This window comes from Rhodopseudomonas telluris, from assembly GCF_042432815.1.
In the GTDB taxonomy this organism is placed as follows: Bacteria; Pseudomonadota; Alphaproteobacteria; order Rhizobiales; family Xanthobacteraceae; genus Rhodopseudomonas; species Rhodopseudomonas telluris.
In genome coordinates, this window is sequence record NZ_JBHLWM010000005.1 from 276,015 (window position 1) to 293,810 (window position 17,796).

General features: G+C 66.1%; 15 protein-coding genes. 5 read left to right on the forward strand and 10 right to left on the reverse strand.

What is annotated here, in order from left to right; genetic code table 11:
• Positions 1-27: 27 nt before the first annotated feature.
• Complete coding sequence (locus ACFFJ6_RS12825) at positions 28-1,308, forward strand: glycerate kinase type-2 family protein (RefSeq protein WP_378388237.1); 1,281 nt, start codon at positions 28-30, stop codon at positions 1,306-1,308.
• A gap of 277 nt (positions 1,309-1,585) precedes the next feature.
• Here the strand turns inward: ACFFJ6_RS12825 and ACFFJ6_RS12830 are convergent, their stop codons facing one another.
• The gene (locus ACFFJ6_RS12830) at positions 1,586-3,160 is read right to left on the reverse strand and encodes an adenylate/guanylate cyclase domain-containing protein (RefSeq protein ID WP_378388239.1); all 1,575 of its coding nucleotides are present in this window, start codon (positions 3,158-3,160) and stop codon (positions 1,586-1,588) included.
• Positions 3,161-3,293: 133 nt separating this feature from the next.
• On the reverse strand, positions 3,294-3,881 hold the full coding sequence (locus ACFFJ6_RS12835) for a DUF3124 domain-containing protein (RefSeq protein ID WP_378388241.1): 588 nt from the start codon (positions 3,879-3,881) through the stop codon (positions 3,294-3,296).
• A 48-nt stretch (positions 3,882-3,929) separates the two neighbouring features.
• On the opposite strand from ACFFJ6_RS12835, the gene ACFFJ6_RS12840 reads away from it, so the two are divergent.
• Positions 3,930-5,654, forward strand: a complete 1,725-nt coding sequence (locus ACFFJ6_RS12840) for a cation:proton antiporter (RefSeq protein WP_378388243.1) — start codon at positions 3,930-3,932, stop codon at positions 5,652-5,654.
• A gap of 49 nt (positions 5,655-5,703) precedes the next feature.
• On the opposite strand, the gene ACFFJ6_RS12845 is transcribed toward ACFFJ6_RS12840, so the two are convergent.
• The gene (locus ACFFJ6_RS12845) at positions 5,704-6,219 is read right to left on the reverse strand and encodes a MarR family winged helix-turn-helix transcriptional regulator (protein WP_378388245.1); all 516 of its coding nucleotides are present in this window, start codon (positions 6,217-6,219) and stop codon (positions 5,704-5,706) included.
• Positions 6,220-6,381: 162 nt separating this feature from the next.
• Here ACFFJ6_RS12845 and ACFFJ6_RS12850 point away from each other — a divergent pair, with 162 nt between their 5' ends.
• Genes ACFFJ6_RS12850 through ACFFJ6_RS12860 form a run of 3 tightly spaced genes read left to right on the forward strand, consistent with a single transcriptional unit; the run spans position 6,382 to position 9,910 of the window.
• The gene (locus tag ACFFJ6_RS12850) at positions 6,382-7,422 is read left to right on the forward strand and encodes a branched-chain amino acid ABC transporter permease (protein WP_378388247.1); all 1,041 of its coding nucleotides are present in this window, start codon (positions 6,382-6,384) and stop codon (positions 7,420-7,422) included.
• Positions 7,423-7,427: 5 nt separating this feature from the next.
• Positions 7,428-9,197 carry a branched-chain amino acid ABC transporter ATP-binding protein/permease gene (locus tag ACFFJ6_RS12855; protein WP_378388249.1) on the forward strand — a complete coding sequence of 590 codons (1,770 nt, stop codon included), beginning with the start codon at positions 7,428-7,430 and terminating at the stop codon, positions 9,195-9,197.
• A complete protein-coding gene (locus ACFFJ6_RS12860) occupies positions 9,194-9,910 on the forward strand; it encodes an ABC transporter ATP-binding protein (RefSeq protein ID WP_378388251.1) in 717 nt (238 codons plus the stop codon). The genes ACFFJ6_RS12855 and ACFFJ6_RS12860 overlap by 4 nt, the downstream gene beginning before the upstream one ends.
• 17 nt (positions 9,911-9,927) lie before the next feature.
• Here the strand turns inward: ACFFJ6_RS12860 and ACFFJ6_RS12865 are convergent, their stop codons facing one another.
• From ACFFJ6_RS12865 to ACFFJ6_RS12895, 7 genes are all read right to left on the reverse strand, one after another.
• Complete coding sequence (locus tag ACFFJ6_RS12865) at positions 9,928-10,713, reverse strand: GGDEF domain-containing protein (RefSeq protein WP_378388253.1); 786 nt, start codon at positions 10,711-10,713, stop codon at positions 9,928-9,930.
• Positions 10,714-11,021: 308 nt separating this feature from the next.
• On the reverse strand, positions 11,022-12,179 hold the full coding sequence (locus ACFFJ6_RS12870) for an ABC transporter substrate-binding protein (protein ID WP_378388255.1): 1,158 nt from the start codon (positions 12,177-12,179) through the stop codon (positions 11,022-11,024).
• 80 nt (positions 12,180-12,259) lie between these two features.
• Positions 12,260-12,679: an acyl-CoA thioesterase gene (locus ACFFJ6_RS12875; protein WP_378388257.1), complete on the reverse strand. Its 420-nt coding sequence runs from the start codon at positions 12,677-12,679 to the stop codon at positions 12,260-12,262.
• Positions 12,680-12,837: 158 nt separating this feature from the next.
• A complete protein-coding gene (locus ACFFJ6_RS12880) occupies positions 12,838-14,721 on the reverse strand; it encodes a feruloyl-CoA synthase (protein WP_378388259.1) in 1,884 nt (627 codons plus the stop codon).
• 13 nt (positions 14,722-14,734) lie between these two features.
• Complete coding sequence (locus ACFFJ6_RS12885; protein ID WP_378388261.1) at positions 14,735-15,541, reverse strand: crotonase/enoyl-CoA hydratase family protein; 807 nt, start codon at positions 15,539-15,541, stop codon at positions 14,735-14,737.
• A gap of 359 nt (positions 15,542-15,900) precedes the next feature.
• On the reverse strand, positions 15,901-16,362 hold the full coding sequence (locus ACFFJ6_RS12890) for a DUF3237 domain-containing protein (RefSeq protein WP_378388263.1): 462 nt from the start codon (positions 16,360-16,362) through the stop codon (positions 15,901-15,903).
• Positions 16,363-16,490: 128 nt separating this feature from the next.
• On the reverse strand, positions 16,491-17,795 hold the full coding sequence (locus tag ACFFJ6_RS12895) for a TRAP transporter large permease (protein WP_378388265.1): 1,305 nt from the start codon (positions 17,793-17,795) through the stop codon (positions 16,491-16,493).
• Position 17,796: the final 1 nt, after the last annotated feature.

Below are 17,796 nucleotides of genomic sequence, written 5' to 3' on the forward strand. Positions count from 1 at the left end.
TCGCATTGTGCCTGCCACAACCGCGGCATGACCGATCACCGCCCCCTGCTCCGCGCCATCTTCGATGCTGCCGTTGCGGCAGCGCACCCCGACCGCATCCTCGCCGCGCAGCTGCCGCCGGCGCCGCGCGGCCGGATCGTCTGCCTCGCCGCCGGAAAGGGCGCCGCCGCGATGGCCGCCGCCACCGAGCGGCATTATCTCGACACGCTCGGCCTCGATCCCGCGCGCCTCATTGGCATCGCCACCACACGCCACGGCCACCGCGTGCCGACCCGCGCCATCGAGGTGATCGAAGCCGGCCATCCGATGCCCGATGCCGAAGGCCTGCGCGGCGCCGAAGCCAGCCTCGCGCTCGCAGCCACCGCCACACCGGACGACCTACTGCTCGTGCTGCTGTCCGGCGGCGGCTCGGCCAACTGGATCCTGCCCGCCGAGGGCATCACGCTGGCGCAGAAGCAGCAGACCACGCGTGCGCTGCTGCGCTCCGGCGCGCCGATCGGCGAGGTCAACGCGGTGCGCAAGCATCTGTCGCGGATCAAGGGTGGCCGCCTCGCCCGCGCCGGGCAGAACGCCGCCGAAATCGTCACGCTGGCGATCTCCGACGTGCCGCGCGACGAACCCTCTGCCATTGCGTCGGGGCCGACCGTGCCGGATCCGACCACGCTCGCCGACGCCCGCGCGCTCGTCGCGCGCTATCAGCTCGATCTCGACGACGCGATCCGCGCCGCGCTGGACGATCCGCGCAACGAAAGCGTCAAGGCCGGCGACGACGCCTTCGCGCGCGCTCGCTTCGCCATCATCGCGACGCCGCGGCAATCGCTCGACGCCAGCATCAAGGTCGCGCGCGACGCCGGCTATGAGGTCGTCGATCTCGGCGCCGACCTCGAAGGCGAAGCCCGCGACGTCGCCGCCTCGCACGCACAACTCGCGCGCGAGGCCCGTGCGGCGGGCAAGAAGCTCGCGATCCTGTCCGGCGGCGAACTCACCGTCACGGTGCGCGGCAACGGTCGCGGCGGCCCCAATCAGGAGTACGCGCTGGCGCTGGCGCAGCATCTCGCCGACCTGCCGGAGGTCGCGGCGCTCGCCGCCGACACCGACGGCGCGGACGGCGGCGCCGGCAACGCCACCGATCCTGCCGGCGCCTTGATCGACGCCCGCACCTTCGCGAAAATCGAAGAGCTGCAGCTCGATCCCGCCGCGACGCTCGCGAACAACGACGCCACCACCCTGTTCGAACACACCGGCGACCTGCTGCTGACCGGCCCGACGCTGACGAACGTCAACGATATCCGGGTGATTTTGGTGTGACGACGTCAGGCGCTTCAACCGGCGCGCCCTCATCCTGAGGAGCCCGGCGCAGCCGGGCGTCTCGAAGGATGGGCCACACGCACGACAATCCACCACGACGCCGGCGCCGTGCCGCCTCATGGTTCGAGACGGCGCTGCGCGCCTCCTCACCATGAGGGACCAAGGCTGCGACCCGTCCGATGCCCGGCGACGGACGCACTCATTGCGTAGCTGTCTGAGAACGACAGCCAGTTCGAACCCCGCCCATTTGCGGGGACGCCCTGACTAACAGCCGCCGCTACTCCGCCGCCTTCACCTCGCGCCGCTCCAGCGACGACAGCGCGTGCAGCAGCACCGTGCGGATCTTGTCGCTGTCGGCCGGCGTGACCGCGGCGGTGTCGAGATAGAAATCGAGTCCCGGCATCTTTTCGATCACCACCTCGGACTGCTCGTCGCCGTCGCGCAGATGGTCGATCACATAGGGCACCACCTCGCGGCTGATGCCTTTCATGGTGATCGACGGCAGGGTGCGCGCCGCGATGATGTCGCTGACCAGTGCGTAGGTCTCGTAGCTGATGACGATGCCGCCGGGCTCGGCGATCGACTGCAGCCGCGCCGCGAGGTTCGCCTCGGCGCCGATGATGGTGTAGTCCATCCGGTCGGCGCTGCCGAAATTGCCGACATTGCAATAGCCGGAGTTGATCCCCATCCGGGCGCGGAACGGCTGCTCGATGCCGGCGGCGCGCCATTTGCTGTTGAGTTCGGCCAGCCGCCGCTGCATCGCCCACGCCATCCGCACGCAGGCCTGCGCGTCGGCGCGGTCGCCCTTGGTTTCCGGGTCGCCGAAGAAGATCAGCATCGCGTCGCCGATAAATTTGTCGATCGTGCCGCCGTAGCGATGCGCGATCTCCGACATTTCGGTGAAGTACTCGTTGAGCAGCTGGGTGATCAGTTCCGGCTGCAGCCGCTCGGTGGTCGCGGTGAAGTTCTGGATATCCGAGAAGAAGATCGTCAGCTTCTTGCGCTCGGTGTGGATGGTGACGTCCTTCTGGCCGGAGAAGATGCTCTTGTAGATCTGCGGCGGGATGTAGCGCGAGATCTTCATCGACAGCGAGGCGAGGAAGTCGTTGTTGGTCTCCAGCTCCTTGTTCATCGCGACGATCTTGTCGGCCTGGCGCCGCTGCATCGCGACGAACGACACGCCGCACACCGCGGCCAGCGCGAAGTACGCGAGCAGGAACTTGAACGAGAACAGATTGGCCGCGATCGGCTGGGTGATCGTCACCTCCTGGATGCCGCGGACTTCGCCGACCTTCCAGTCGGTCTTCGGACTCTCCGGATGGGTGTTGTGGCAGGCGACGCAGGCCGGCGCCATCGTCACCGGCGAGACGAGCCGGACGCTGTCGCTGAACAGCCCGGCGGTCGCCGAGACGATATTCTCGCTGGCGTCCTTGCGCAGCGCCGCCAGCGCGTCGCGCTCGAAGCCGTCGAGCTGATGCGGCGCGCGGTTGGCGAAGGGATAGTCCGAGACGAAGCGATAGGAGATGTTGCTCTGCTGCTCGCCGATCACCTTGCCGAGCTCGAGCGACAGCGTCGCCGGGATCGGGATTGCGCCCGGGACCGTCTCGTAGTCGTGGATCACCTGAACCTGACCGGGATGCGCCAGGATCCGGCCGACGACATTGGCGGCGTAGTAGTGCCTGACGCTCTTGATCACCGAATTAAGGTCGGAGGCCTGCCGGCGCAGCGCCGCGTCGGCGAGATGGGTCAGATCGAGCCACACCGCCACCGGCAGCGCCAGCAGCAGGCAGGCGATCAGGACGCCGGTCAAGACGCCGCGCGACCTGAGGTTTTCGGCGTTTTCCGTATCCATCTGCGCGATCTGCCTCACCAATTACCGGCGGGATCGGACCCTAATGCTTTCGGCTGCGGATGAGAAGCGGGCGCAGATACCGAGCGCCGGGCGGCGGCGGCGCCCGCAGCGGGCCTGGCTGCGCCGAGCGAGATCAGTCCTTGCCGGTGGTGCGGATCGGACGGCCCTGCGAGATGAACGCATAGTGGCCATTGGCGAAGGTGCCGAGCATCAGCGCTTCGACCACGGGCTCCGCGATCTCGCCGCTGCCGGCCCAGTCGACCACGAAATTGGCACCGGTGCCGGCACGGGTGTCGAGCGTCGGCACGAACGCCTCGACGGTGGCGAACGGCTTCAGCGCCACCGGTGCCTTGAGATAGCTCTGCACCATCTTGCCGGCGCCGTCGAAAAACGCGATTCGCCGGATCACTAGCGGCTTGGTCTCGGAGGCGTTGTGGACGCTGAGCGTCACCGAAAAATCGGCGCGGGCCTTGCCCTGCGCAATCGAGACGCTGGAGTAGGCCGGCACATAGACCGCGCCGCTGGTCGATAGCGGCTCGGCCGGCAGCGTGGTCAGCGACGACGCGAAGGTCTGCTCCAGGCTCGGTGCGTCCGCCCGGCTTTGCGCCGCGGTCGGCGCCGCCGATGCCAGCAGCAGTCCGGCGACGATCAGCCCAGCCCGGCAGCTGGCACCAATTCGCCAGGCCGCACAATCGCTCCGAGTTATGGCTTTCGATCGCATGGCATTACCTTTATTGTGCGGCCCATCCATTCAACGGCGGCCGAGGGCATGCACGAACTGATTCGCGACATAACGCTGTGCATCCTGTTCGCCTGGATGCTCGGCCTCTCGGCCCATTTCTTCCGACAGCCGCTGATCCTCGCTTATCTTATCGCCGGCTTCGTCATCGGTCCATTCGGCCTCGGTCTGGTGCAGTCGCAGGAATCGATCTCGGTGATCTCCGAGCTCGGCCTGATCTTCATGCTGTTCATGATCGGGCTCGAGATCGACCTGAAGAAGATCGTTCGCGCCGGCAGCGTCATCCTGGTGGCGGCCGGCGTGCAGCTGATCGGCGGCTGCGTACTCGGCATCGCGTTCTTCGCCACCATCGGGCTGGCGATAGGTGGCGGCCAGTTCGACGCCGTGTACCTGATGGTCGCCTGCGCGCTGTCGTCCACCGTGATCATCGTCAAGGTGCTGTACGAGAAGCGCGAGCTCGACACCCTGCCCGGCCGGATCACGCTCGGCATTCTGGTGCTGCAGGACATCTTCGCGATCCTGTTCCTCGCCGTGCAGCCGAGCCTGGCCGACCTGCAGATCAGCGTGCTGGTGCTGTCGATCGCCCGGGTCGCGGCGCTGGTCGCGACCGCTCTGGTTCTGTCGCGCTACGTCTTGCCCTGGCTGTTTCACCGCATCGCCCGCACCCCGGAGCTGGTGCTGCTCGGCGCGCTGGCGTGGTGCTTTCTGATCGGCGAGATCGCCGAGCGGCTGCATCTGTCGCGGGAGATGGGCTCGCTGGTCGCCGGCGTGTCGCTATCGACCTTCCCCTATGCGCTCGACGTCACCGCCAAGGTGACAACGCTGCGGGACTTCTTCATCACGCTGTTCTTCGTCGGCCTCGGCATGACGATTCCGATCCCGAACGGCTCGATCATCTCGATGGCGCTGGCGATCGCCGCCTTCACCGTGGTCAGCCGCGTGGTGACCACTTTCGTGCCGCTGTATCTGATGCGGCAGGGGCTGCGCGCCAGCCTGCTGCCGGCGTTGAACCTGGCGCAGATCAGCGAATTCTCGCTGGTGGTGATCCAGACCGGCATCCCGGCCGGCCACCTGCGCACCGAAACCTCGAGCGCGGCGTCGTTCGCCTTCGTACTGCTGGCGGTGCTGTCGACCTTCGTGATGGTCCGCAGCGATCAGATCACCCGCCGCGCCATCCCCTTGCTCAAGGCGATCGGCCTGCGCGACCTCGATCATCAGGCCGAAGAGCCCGAACACGGCTCCGGCCACGGCGCCGCGCGGCGCATCGTCATTCTCGGCTTCTTCCGCGCGGCAAGCGCCCTGATCAGCGAGATCGAACGCCGCAACCAGGACCTCTTGCAGCAGATCAGCGTGATCGACTTCAATCCGAACGTCTATCGCACACTGGCAGACCGCGGCATGCACGTGATCTACGGCGACATCAGCAATGTCGACACGCTGGTGCATGCCGGCGTCGGCAGCGCCGAGATCATCATCCTCAGCGTGCCGGATTCGCTGCTGAAGGGCGCCACCAACGAACGGCTGGTGCGCCATGTCCGCGGCCTCAACCCGACCGCCAAGATCGTCGCCACCGCCGACCTGCTCGCAGACGTCGAGTCGCTCTACACCGCCGGCGCCGACTACGTCACGGTGACGCGGATCAGCGACGCCGAACAGCTCTACAGTGTGATCGAAGCCGCCGACGATGGCCTGCTCGACGACAAGCGTGCGGCACTCGATGCCTTGCTGGCGGAGCGCAAGGAAGTGCTGCCATAGCGGCATGCCGAATGTCGGGACGATCAGCCTGATCGTCTCGGGCGCGCGCTCAAAACTCCCGCGCGATTTTCGCCAGCATGGCGAGCAGCGCGGTGCGGTTGTCGTCGCCGATCAGTTCGACGAGGCGCGCTTCGTGCTGGGTTTCGACCAGCTTCTTGGCGCGCGCCAGCGTGGCGCGGCCCTTGTCGGTCAGCATCAGGATGTGCGAGCGGCGATCGTTCGGCGAGCGGGTGCGCACGCACAGACCGCGACCTTCCAGCGCATCCAGCATCGCCACGAAGTTCGGCCGAAGAATGCCGAGCGTGGTGGCGATCTCGGTCTGGTTGCGGCCGGGATTGGCGTCGAGCAGCAGCAGCACGGAGAACTGCGCGGGCGTGAGCTGCACCGGCGCGACGCAGTGCAGGAAGTCTTCGAACACACGCAGCTGCGCCCGCTTCAGCGCGTAGCCGAGCAGCCCGGCGAGTTCGCCCATCGCCAGTTCGCCGGCCTCGTGGGTGGGCTCGGCGGCGGGCGCCTCCTTGCGGGCACGGAGCGGTTTGCCGACGGCAGCTTTGGAAGAGGTCATCGCCTCGGCTCTCGGTGTTTGATTGTTCAAGACCACTGCGTCCGGGCCTTGAGCTTATAATCGATAATTGTTATGAACTATATCAAATAGTCCGCGCGGAATTCAACTGCCGGCTGGCGAAGGGCGGTGCAACCGCCGTTTGCGCGTGAGGGGAGCGTCCGCTTGAACACCACGATTCTGCTGTTTCTGCTACAGGACGGCATCACCAACGGCGCGATCTACGCGCTGCTCGGACTGGCGCTGGTGCTGGTCTTCGCCGTCACGCGGGTGATCCTGATCCCGCAGGGCGAATTCATCACCTTCGGCGCCCTCACCTACGCGACGCTGTCGGCCGGCGGAATTCCGGGCACAGCGGGGCTCGCGATGGTCATGGGACTCGTCGCCTTCGGCTTCGAGCTGTTCGGCATCCGCAAATCGCTCAGCGCCGGCAAAGTTATCCGCGCCGTGCTGATTTATCTGGTGTTTCCGGCGGTCGTGCTGGGGCTCACGATGGCTCTGCCGGCCACCAAGCCGGGCGTTGCGGTGAACATCGCGCTGTCGCTGCTGATCGTCGCGGCCATCGGTCTGTTTCTGTATCGCATCGCGTTCCAGCCGCTGGCGCACACCTCCGTGCTGGTGCTGCTGATCGCCTCGGTCGGCGTGCACCTCGCCTTGCAAGGCTTCGGCCTGGTGTTCTTCGGCGCCGAAGGCCTGCGCGGTCCGCCGCTGTCGGATGCGGCGGTGACGCTGGGTCCGCTGCGCTTCACCGGCCAGAGCCTCGCCGTCTATGCCATCACCATCGTGGTGATGATCGGGCTGTGGCTGTTCTTCGGCTACACCCGTTACGGCAAGGCGCTGCGCGCCACCGCGGTGAACCGTCTCGGCGCGCGCCTGGTCGGCATTCGCACCTCATTGAGCGGCCAACTTGCCTTCCTGCTCGCCTCGGTGATCGGCGCGATCTCGGGCATCCTGATCGTCCCGATCACCACGCTTTATTACGACACCGGCTTCCTGATCGGCCTCAAGGGCTTCGTCGCCGCGATCATCGGCGGCCTGATCAGCTATCCGCTCACTGCGGTGGCGGCGATCGTGGTCGGCGTGGTCGAGGCGTTCTCCTCGTTCTACGCCTCGAACTACAAGGAGGTGATCGTCTTCACGCTGATCCTGCCGGTCTTGGTGCTGCGCTCGCTCGCGGCCCCCGCGGTCGAAGAAGAGAAGGATTGAGCGCGATGCCGCGTTGGCTGCCCATTCTCGTGTTCGCCGTCGTGATGGCGGCGCTGCCGCTGGTCCCCGGCATTCCGCCGTTCTGGATCGTGCTGCTCGACAATATCGGTCTCGCCGCTTTGGTGGCGATGGGGCTGGTGCTGCTGACCGGCGTCGGCGGCCTCACCTCGTTCGGCCAGGCCGCGTTCTGCGGCTTCGGCGCCTACACCACCGCCTACATCACCACCGTCTACGGCGTCTCGCCCTGGCTGACGCTGCCGCTGTCGCTGCTGGTCGCCGGCGGCGCGGCGGTGATCCTGGGGCTGATGACGGTGCGGCTCAGCGGCCATTATCTGCCGCTCGGCACCATCGCCTGGGGCATCTCACTGTACTATCTGTTCAGCAAGCTCGACTTTCTCGGCCGTAACGACGGCATCTCGCGCGTGCCGCCGCTGTCGATCGGCGCACTGGAAATGTGGTCGCCGCAGTCGATCTATTTCGTGATCTGGGCGATGGTGCTGATCAGCGCGCTGCTGACCATGAACCTGCTCGACAGCCGCACCGGCCGCGCCATCCGCGCGCTGCGCCGCGGCCATATCGCCGCTGAAGCGTTCGGCGTGCGCACCGCGCGGGCGAAGCTTTTGGTCTTCATCTACGCCGCGGTGCTCGCGGGCCTGTCCGGCTGGCTGTACGCGCACTTCCAGCGCAACGTGAACCCGACGCCGTTCGGGCCGCAAGCCGGCATCGAATATCTGTTCATCGCCGTGGTCGGCGGCGCCGGCTATGTCTGGGGCGGCGTGCTCGGCGCCGCGATCGTGATCGTGCTGAAGGAAGTTCTTCAGAGCTATCTGCCGATGCTGTTCGGCGGCCAGGGCCAGCTCGAGATCATCGTATTCGGCATCATGCTGGTGATTCTGCTGCAGCTCGCGCCGGGCGGCGTCTGGCCGCTGCTCAGCAATCTCGTGCCGATCAAGCTGCGGCGTCCGCGCATCGATCCGAGCGCCGCGCCGCCGCCGCGCGAGCGGACGCTGGCCGAGACCGGCACGCTGCTCAAAGTCGAGCGCGCCCGCAAGCAATTCGGCGGCGTGGTGGCGGTCAACGACGTCTCGTTCGACGTCCACGCCCGCGAGATCGTTGCGCTGATAGGCCCGAACGGCGCCGGCAAGTCGACCACCTTCAACCTGATCACCGGCATCCTCACAACCACTGGCGGGCGGATCGAATTGCACGGCAAGCCGATCGACAACGCGCCGCCGCAGGACGTGGTGCAGCTCGGCATCGCCCGCACCTTCCAGCACGTCAAGCTGGTGCCGGACATGACCGTGCTGGAGAACGTCGCGATCGGCGCGCATCTGCGCGGCAGCTCGGGCGCGCTGTCGAGCATGCTGCGGTTCGACCGCGCCGAGGAAGCCAAGCTGCTCGCCGAAGCCACCCGGCAGATCGAGCGCGTCGGGCTCGGCGCCGAGATCGATCAGCTCGCCGGCTCGCTGTCGCTCGGCCAGCAGCGCATCGTCGAGATCGCGCGCGCGCTGTGCGCCGATCCGGTGCTGCTGCTGCTCGACGAACCGGCCGCCGGCCTGCGCCACATGGAGAAGCAGCGTCTCGCCGCGCTGTTGCGGCAACTGCGCGACGGCGGCATGTCGGTGCTGCTGGTCGAGCACGACATGGGTTTCGTGATGGACCTCGCCGACCGCATCGTCGTGCTGGATTTCGGCACGCGGATCGCAGAGGGGACGCCCGAGACGATCAAGACCAATCCCGAAGTGATCAAGGCCTATCTGGGAGCGCTGTCATGAGCGCGCTACTGCAGATTTCCGACGTCTCGGTGTCTTATGGCAAAGTCGAGGCAGTCCGTTCCGTCAATCTCGAGGTGCGCCCGCGCGAGATCGTCACCGTGGTGGGCGCCAACGGCGCCGGCAAGACCACGCTGCTGAGCGCCACGATGGGGATCTTCCCGCTGAAGGGCGGCGTCACCTTCGACGGCGTCGACATCTCGCGCCTCGACATCGAGGACCGGGTCGCCGCCGGGCTGTCGCTGGTGCCCGAACATCGCGAGCTGTTCGCCACCATGACGGTTGAAGACAATCTCGAACTCGGCGCCTTCCGCATCGCCAAGTCCGTCGCAGCACAGTCCCAGGAGCGCGTCTACGGGTTGTTTCCGCGGCTGAAGGAACGGCGCAAGCAGCTCGCCGGCACGCTGTCGGGCGGCGAGCAGCAGATGCTGGCGATGGGCCGCGCGCTGATGGGGGCGCCGAAGCTGCTGATGCTCGACGAGCCGAGTCTCGGCCTCGCCCCGATCATCGTCGCCGACATCTTCCGGATCGTCGGCGAGCTGCGCGAAGCCGGCGTGTCGGTACTGCTGGTGGAGCAGAACGCCAAGGCGGCGCTGGCGATTGCCGACCGCGCTTATGTGATGGAGCTCGGCGAGTTTGTACTCGACGGTCCGGCCTCGGACGTCGCGGAAAACGAGCAGGTGGTGGCGAGCTATCTGGGCTTTTCGCACGCCTGAGCAGACACGCGGCCGCCTCAGCAGACGGCGACGGCTTCCATCTCGTCGATCTGCACCACGCAATTGCGCCCCAGATCCTTGGCGCGATACAGCGCCCGGTCAGCGCGGCGCATCAGCCCCGCCAGATCCCCGCCGGGAAGGTGCGTCGCAAGGCCGAAGCTGAGCGTGACCGATACACTGGCTCCGCCGCCGGTGACGTCGGTGGAGCACAGGCGGCACAACGCCAGCGCGTGGCGGGTCGCCTCCTCGTCGCTGACGTCCAGCATCAGTCCGGCGAATTCCTCGCCGCCATGGCGGGCAATCAGCATGTCGTTCCGCGCGCCGAAATCGCGCAGGATTTCGCCGATCCGTGCCAGCACGCGGTCGCCGGCGTCATGGCCATGGCGATCGTTGATCTCTTTGAAGCGGTCGATGTCGCACATCAGCGCAACCACGCGCTGCCCGGCCGCGCTGGCATTGGCGAGCAGTAGAGCGGCGGCTTCGTCGAAGCCGCGCCGGTTCAGAAGCCCGGTGAGTGGATCGGTGCGCGAGACCCGCATCAGCTCGGCGCGCGTCAACGCCAATTGCCGCATCAGCATCGCCGAACGGAAGCTCATCGCACCAGACAGCGTGATCGACACCGACAGCGCCACGATCAAGGACGAGCGGACCACCGTGCCGACCGGCACCACCGCCTGCAGGTCAGTGCCGAGATCCGTCACCAGGAAAATCAGCGTGGCGACCGCCGTCAGGCCGCCGGCAATGGCCGCCCGGCCCGCAGCGTAACGGATCACATCGCGATGCGTGACGATCGAATTCGGCATACCTTGCAATCACCTGAGCGGCGACGGGCCGCGCAGCCTGCCCCCGCTTTGTCCGACCAATGGACGAATGCCGCAGTGGTACCAAACCCTGAATGGCAAGCACGTTAAATCCATGCAATCCGATTCATCAGACTTAACGCATCGCTAACGCAATCGGCCAATCGCTGCGACTCGTACGGAACAACGCAACGAAGGCGCGGCGGGACTTGCGGAGCACAGAAAAGCCGGCCTCGCGGAACGAGGCCGGCTCCAAAGAACGTCCAAAAGTCTGACAAGCTCGCAATGCGGGGCGGTACCGCCCGCAGCGATTACTTGACGATGGTGTACTTGCCGTTTTTCACCGTCAGCAAAATGCGCGAGCGGTCGTCGAGGCCGTAGCGGTCGGTCTCGGTGAAGCTGTACACGCCCTGGGTGGCGGCAATGTCCTTCTCGGTCAGCAGCGCCTTGCGGATCGCCTCGCGAAACTCCTGCGTGCCGGGCTTGGCGGTCTTCAGCGCGACCGGAACGACACGCTCGAGCACCTTGAAGGCATCGAACGAGTGACCGGCAAACTGGCTGCGGCTGTTCGGGCCGTACTTGGCTTCATAGGCCGTATTGAGTTCGAGGCCCGGCTTCTTGGTCAACGCGCTGTCGTCCTGACCTTCCGGATCCATCACCGGACCCGACGCCATCAACACGCCTTCGGCCGACTTGCCGGCGATGCGGATGAAGTCCATCGAGGCGGCACCGTGGGTCTGGTAGATCAGCCCGTTGTAGCCACGCTCGCGCAGCGCCGTCTGCGGCAGCGCCGCGGCGGTGCCGGACGCGCCGACCAGGATCGCGTCCGGATTGGTGGCGACCAGCTTCAGCACCTGACCGGCCACCGACGTGTCGGGACGCGCGAAGCGTTCCTCGGCGACGATCTTGAGGCCCATCGCCTCGCCCTGCTTCTTGAGGTCGTTGAACCACAGGTCGCCGTAGCTGTCGGAGTAACCGATATAGCCGACCGTCTTCACATTGTGCTTCTTCATGTGCTCGTAAAGCACCTTGCCCATGATCGGCACCGGCTGCGGCATCACCACCGACCACTTCGCGCGCTCCGGCGTGATCGGCAGCGGCGACAGCGCGAAATGCGGTACCTGGGCCTCGTTGGCGACGTTGGAGATCGCCACGCTCGGCGGCGTCACCGACGACCCCATGATCACGTCGGCCTTCGACTCCGTGACGAAACGCCGCGCATTGGTGGTCGCCGCGGTCGGATCGCCACCGTCGTCGAGCACGATCACCTTGATCGGATGGCCGCCGATTTCCTTCGGCACGAACTCCAGCGCGTTGCGCTCAGGAATGCCGAGCGCGGCCGCCGGGCCGGTCGTGGTGACGCTGATGCCCACCGTGATTTCATTGGTTTCCGCGAGCGCGGCGCCGGACAGCGCCGGCAGTGCGATCGCCACGGCCATTGCGGCGACGGACAGCTTGAATTTGCTCATCTGCTCCTCCTCCCTCGTGATGCTGACGGCCGTTCGGCCTGGTTGTGGTGTGGTGTTCTTACGTCATGCGGAGCGTCGAGTCAGCCCCGCTTGAATTTTTCGACGATCTCCGCCGGGATGGCGGTCGATTTCAGTTTGTCCGGATCTGCCGGATCGCGCCCCACCAGCACCCGCGTCTCGAACGCCTCGATCGCCAGCGCCTCGCCCTTGAGCACCCGGTGCGTCACCTCGAAGCTCGAACGATTGAACTTCTCGATCCGGCTCTCGATGGTGATCACGTCGCCATAGGTCGACGGAATGTAGAACTTGGCGCGGGTATCGACCATTGGAATTCCGACCAGCCCATAGACCCGCACCAGGTCCTGCTTGGAGCAGCCGGCGGCGGCAAACAGCGCTGAGGTCGAGTCGTCGAACATTTCGAAGTAACGCGGGTAGTACACGATGTTGGCGGGATCGCAATCGCCCCACTGAATCTGCACGTCACGGCGGTTGGTGAGCATCAAGACTAATCCAATCCGAAAACATCTAAGTTCGTCATTCCGGGACGCGCCTCTTGGCGCGGGCCCGGAATCCATATTCCCCGACGGCGGTTATGGATTCCGGGTTCGCCGCTACGCGGCGCCCCGGAATGACGAACGCTAAGGCAGTTATCAATTCATCACTCCACCGCGATCACGTGCGGCGGTGGCGGGTCGGTGTAGAGGTCGGCGATCAGCGCGGCGCGATGCTCGAGCACGGCGCGCTGGTTGACCGAGCCCTTGTCGGTGACTTCGCCGGCGTCAATCGACAGCGCCTCGCCGAGCAGCGCCGCGCGCGTGATGCGGTTCGACGAGCCCGTCGCCTGCGTCAGCAGCTTGCGGAAGCGCTCAGTAAAAGCCTCCCGGATCGTGGCGTCCCTCGCCATGCCGGCGAGATCGTCGAGCGCCAGCGCCGGGTTGACCAGCTTGCAGCCGTCAGGATCGAGGATCACCACCGCAGACACCGTGTCGCGATCGAGCCCGGCGATCACCACGTCGCGCACCAACGGCGCGCAGGCGGCGATGAACTTGGCACGCAGCGGACCGACGCTGACCCAGGTGCCGGACGCCAGCTTGAAGTCCTCGGAGATGCGGCCGTCGAAATCGAAACCGGCGGTGAGATCGTTGGGATTGACCGGCTTCAGCGCGTCGTTGAGCTTATAGTAGCCCTCCTCGTCGAACGCCTTGGCGGTCAGCTCCGGCGCGCGCCAGTAGCCGGGCGTGATGTTCGGGCCCTTGGCGCGAACTTCGAGCTTGCCGTTGTTGGGCACCAGCTTGGCCTCGTTGCCGGGCACCGGCAGGCCGACGTGACCCGACCGAGAGGTCTGCGGGGTCACCGACATGAAGAACGGGGCGGTCTCTGTCGCGCCGAGCCCGGTTAGCATCGGCACCCGCGCGCCGGTTTCCTGCACGGCGACCTCGTCGAGGCCGTCCCAGACGTGCCGCGCGAGGCTCGCGCCGGAGAAGAACATCGCGTGCAGCCGACTGAAGAACAGTCTGCGCAGCGCTGCGTCCTCGCGCAGCACCGGCAGCAGTGACTCGTAGCCCTTCGGCACGTTGAAATACACGGTCGGGGCGATCTCGCGAAGGTTGCGGATCGTCGCCGCGATGCCGGCCGGCGTCGGCTTGCCGTCGTCGATATACATCGAACCGCCGTTGAACAGCGTCAGGCCGATATTGTGGTTGCCGCCGAAGGTGTGATTCCACGGCAGCCAGTCGACGATCACCGGCGGCTCGTCCTTGAGGAACGCCATCGCCTCGCGGATCATCACCTGGTTGGCGCAGATCATCCGCTGGGTGTTGATCACCGCTTTCGGATTGCCGGTCGAGCCGGAGGTCAGCAAGAATTTCGCGATGGTGTCGTGGCCGATCGCATCGTGCTTCGCCGCCAGTTCCGGATGTTCGGGCGTCGCCAACAGCGCGGCGAGCGATGTCACCTCGCGGCCCTCGACCGCGCCACGCGTCGCCGCGATCTCGACATCGGCCGGCACCGTGGCGAGGATCGCCGGCGCGAACGGCGTGACGTCGTCGGCGAAGATCAGGCCGGGCGTCAGCAGGCCGACGATGTAGCGCAGCTTGCCGAAGTCCTTCGACACCAGCGAATAAGGCGGCGACACCGGACACATCGCGACGCCGGCATAGAGCGCGCCGAACATCACCTGCGCATGGTCGATCGAATTGCCGGACAGGATCATCACCGGCCGCTCGGCCGACAGCCCGCGTGCCAGCAGCGCCGAAGCGATGCGCTGCGCCGCGCGCAGCATCTCGGCGTAAGTGATCCTGCGCCAACCGCCGCTGCCGTCGCGCTCGGCCATGAACACCCGGTCGGGCGTCTGCTCGGCGAAGTGATGCAGACGGTCGGTGATGCGGACCGGAAAATCCGCCAGCGTGGTGGTCGAGCGAACGTAGATCGTGCCGTCGGGCTTGCGATCGGTCGAAATGCCGATCTGGCCGAACGAGATGTCCCGCAGCGGATGAACCCCGGGATCACTCCCGGCCGCGTCGGCGCGTGCAGTCGCGTTCATCATGGTATCCACCTCAGGTGGGTTTGACCTTCGCGGTCTTGTGATCGAGGAAGGCGCGGATCCGGTTCTTGGCTTCCTGATCGCTCTGCGCGACGGTCGCCATCAGCGATTCCATCAGTAGGCCGGTCTGCGGATTGGCCTCCGCGATCATCGGCAGCGCCTGCAGCACGGCGAAATTGGTCAACGGCGCGTTCTGCGCGACGCGATTGCCGAGTTCGAGCGCCTTGTCGTAAGCGGAGCCGTCCTCGATCAGATATTGCGAGAAGCCGTGCACCACGCCGTCCGCAGCGGAGTACACGCGGCCGGTCAGCATCATGTCGGCCATCCGCGCCACGCCGATCAGCCGCGGCAATCGCACCGAGCCGCCGCCGCCGACGAAGATGCCGCGGCTGCCTTCCGGCAACGCGTAGTAGGCGGAGGATTCGGCGACGCGGATGTGCGCCGCGCAGGCGAGCTCGAGCCCGCCGCCGATCACCGCGCCCTTCAGCGCCGCGATCACCGGCACCCGGCAATACTGGATCTTGTCGAACACCCGGTGCCAGGTCTGCGAATGCACCAGCCCTTCGGTGGCGTCGCGCTCGCGCAGCTCGGACAGATCGAGGCCGGCGGAGAAGTGATCGCCGATGCCGTGGATCACCACCGCGCGGATGTCGTCCGGGATGTCGGTGAAGCAATCTTTCAACGCAGCCATCAGCCCGTCATTCAGCGCGTTGCGCTTGGCGGGGCGATTGAGGCCGATGGTCAGCACGGAGCCGACGGTTTCGACGACCAGCGTCGAGGAGTCCGCGAGCGTCGCGGCAGAGGCGTTTCCTGTGAGCACTTATTACGTCCTGTGCAGAATAGTTATAGATTATAACGAATGGCGCGGGAGTCAATGGGCGTAGCGCGGCGTGAGAAGTCTGACGCCATGAGATGCACAACCGTAGCCAAGACGACCTGCGCGCTCCCTCTCCCGCTTGCGGGAGAGGGCTGGGGTGAGGGTGCCCCGAGCACTGACTCTCGGCCGCGCGGAGGCGCCCCCTCACCCGGCTTCGCTGCGCGAAGCCACCCTCTCCTACGAGGCGAGAGGGTTGGGCTGTGCTGGGCGGAGAGGCTGTCACCCCACCCCGCTCGCTACGCGAGCGACCCTCCCCCTCCAGGGGAGGGTGAAGGCCACGGTCTCGGCGCGCTACGTCTTCCTTACAGCACCTGATGCACCTCGACGACGACGCGGTCCTGATGCCGGGCGGCGGCGCCGATGAACAGATACTGAGTCAGCCACTGATACTTCGGATGCCCGGTCTCGAACCGTGGGCGGGTGCGGAAATAGATCAACTTGGGATCGACCGGCTCGCCGCGCTTCAACTTCTGCAGCAGTTCGATCGGCCCGAACCGGAGACCGACATTCTCGACATAGATTACGGCGCCGTCGTCGGTCTCGAAGGCGTATTTGGCTTCCAGTTCGATCAGCTCGTTCGGCCGGATGATCTGGAAATCGGCCCCGGACGCCAGCACCCGACCGCTGATCCCCTCGCCTTTCACCTCGCCGCCGATCACCGGAATCACCCGGCGCACGCCCGCGCCGGTGTCGCCCGCGGAGATCACCTCGCCGATCTGCGCGGTGATGGTGAAGACGTATTTGGTTTCGAGGGTGGGGGTCATCGTCAAATCCCTTTCTCTCGTCATTGCGAGCGAAGCGAAGCAATCCAGAGGCATTGCACTGAGCTGGATTGCTTCGTCGCTTCGCTCCTCGCAATGACGGTGAGGTTGAATGTCGGGGCTTTCCGTCCCTACCCGATCATCCGCATCGGCAGCCAGGTGGCGATCACCGGGAACGCGACAAGGATGCCGAGGCGGATCAGGTCGGTGGCGACGAACGGCAGCACGCCCTTGAAGATCGTCGCCATGCTGACGTCCTTGATCACGCTCTTGATGACGAACACGTTCATCCCGACCGGCGGATGAATCAGGCCGAGTTCGACCGTCATGACGATGATGATGCCGAACCAGATCGGATCGAAGCCGAGCGCCATGATCACCGGGAACACGATCGGCACGGTGAGGATCACCATCGCCATCGCGTCCATCAGGCAGCCGAGCACCAGATACATCAAGAGGATCAGCGCCAGCACGCCATAGGGGCCGATGCCGAGACCGGTGAGGAACTCGGTGATCAGTTGCGGCGTCTGGGTGATGGTGAGGAAATAGCCGAAACACAGCGCGCCGATCAGCACGGTGAACACCGCAGCGGCGGTGCGCGTCGCCTGCAGCAGCGACTGCAGGATGCCGTCGCGGGTCAGCTTGCCACGCAGGATGCCGATCAGAAACGCGCCGACCGCGCCGACCGCGCCGGCTTCGGTCGGAATGAAGAACCCGCCATACAGGCCGCCGATCACGAACACGAACAGCAGCAGCGGCGACCACACGTCGCGAAACGCCGCCATCCGCTCGCTCCACGACGCCTTCGGGCCGGCCGGCAGGAAGCCCGGCTTGCTGACGCCGATGATCCAGATGGTGATCATGTGCATGACGATCGCCAGCAGCCCCGGCACGATGCCGGCGATGAACAGCTTGCCGATGTCCTGCTGGGTGATGATGCCATATACAGCCAGCACGGTGGACGGCGGCAGCATCGCGCCGAGCGTGCCGCCGACTGCGATCACCCCGGTCGAGAACGATTGCGGATAGCCGAACCGCCGCATCTCCGGATAAGCCACCGCGGAGAACGTCGCGGCGGTCGCGACCGATGAGCCGGAGATCGCCGCGAAGCCGCCGCAGGCGCCGATCGTGGCGATGCCGAGCCCGCCCTTCCAGTGGCCGACGAAAGTGTTGCCGGCGCGGAACAGCTCGCGGCTGATGCCCGAGGCCGACACAAACGCGCCCATCAGCAGGAACATCGGGATCACGCCGAACGAGTAGTCGGTGACGGTGCGCATCGTGGTCTGGCCGACCAGCTTCAGCGCCGGATCGAGGCCGGTGAGATAGCCGAAACCGGTGGCGCCGACGAGGCCCATCGCCATGCCGACCGGCACCCGCAGCAACATCAGCACGAACAGGCTGACGAAGCCGATCAGTGCAACCATTTCGTTGGACATC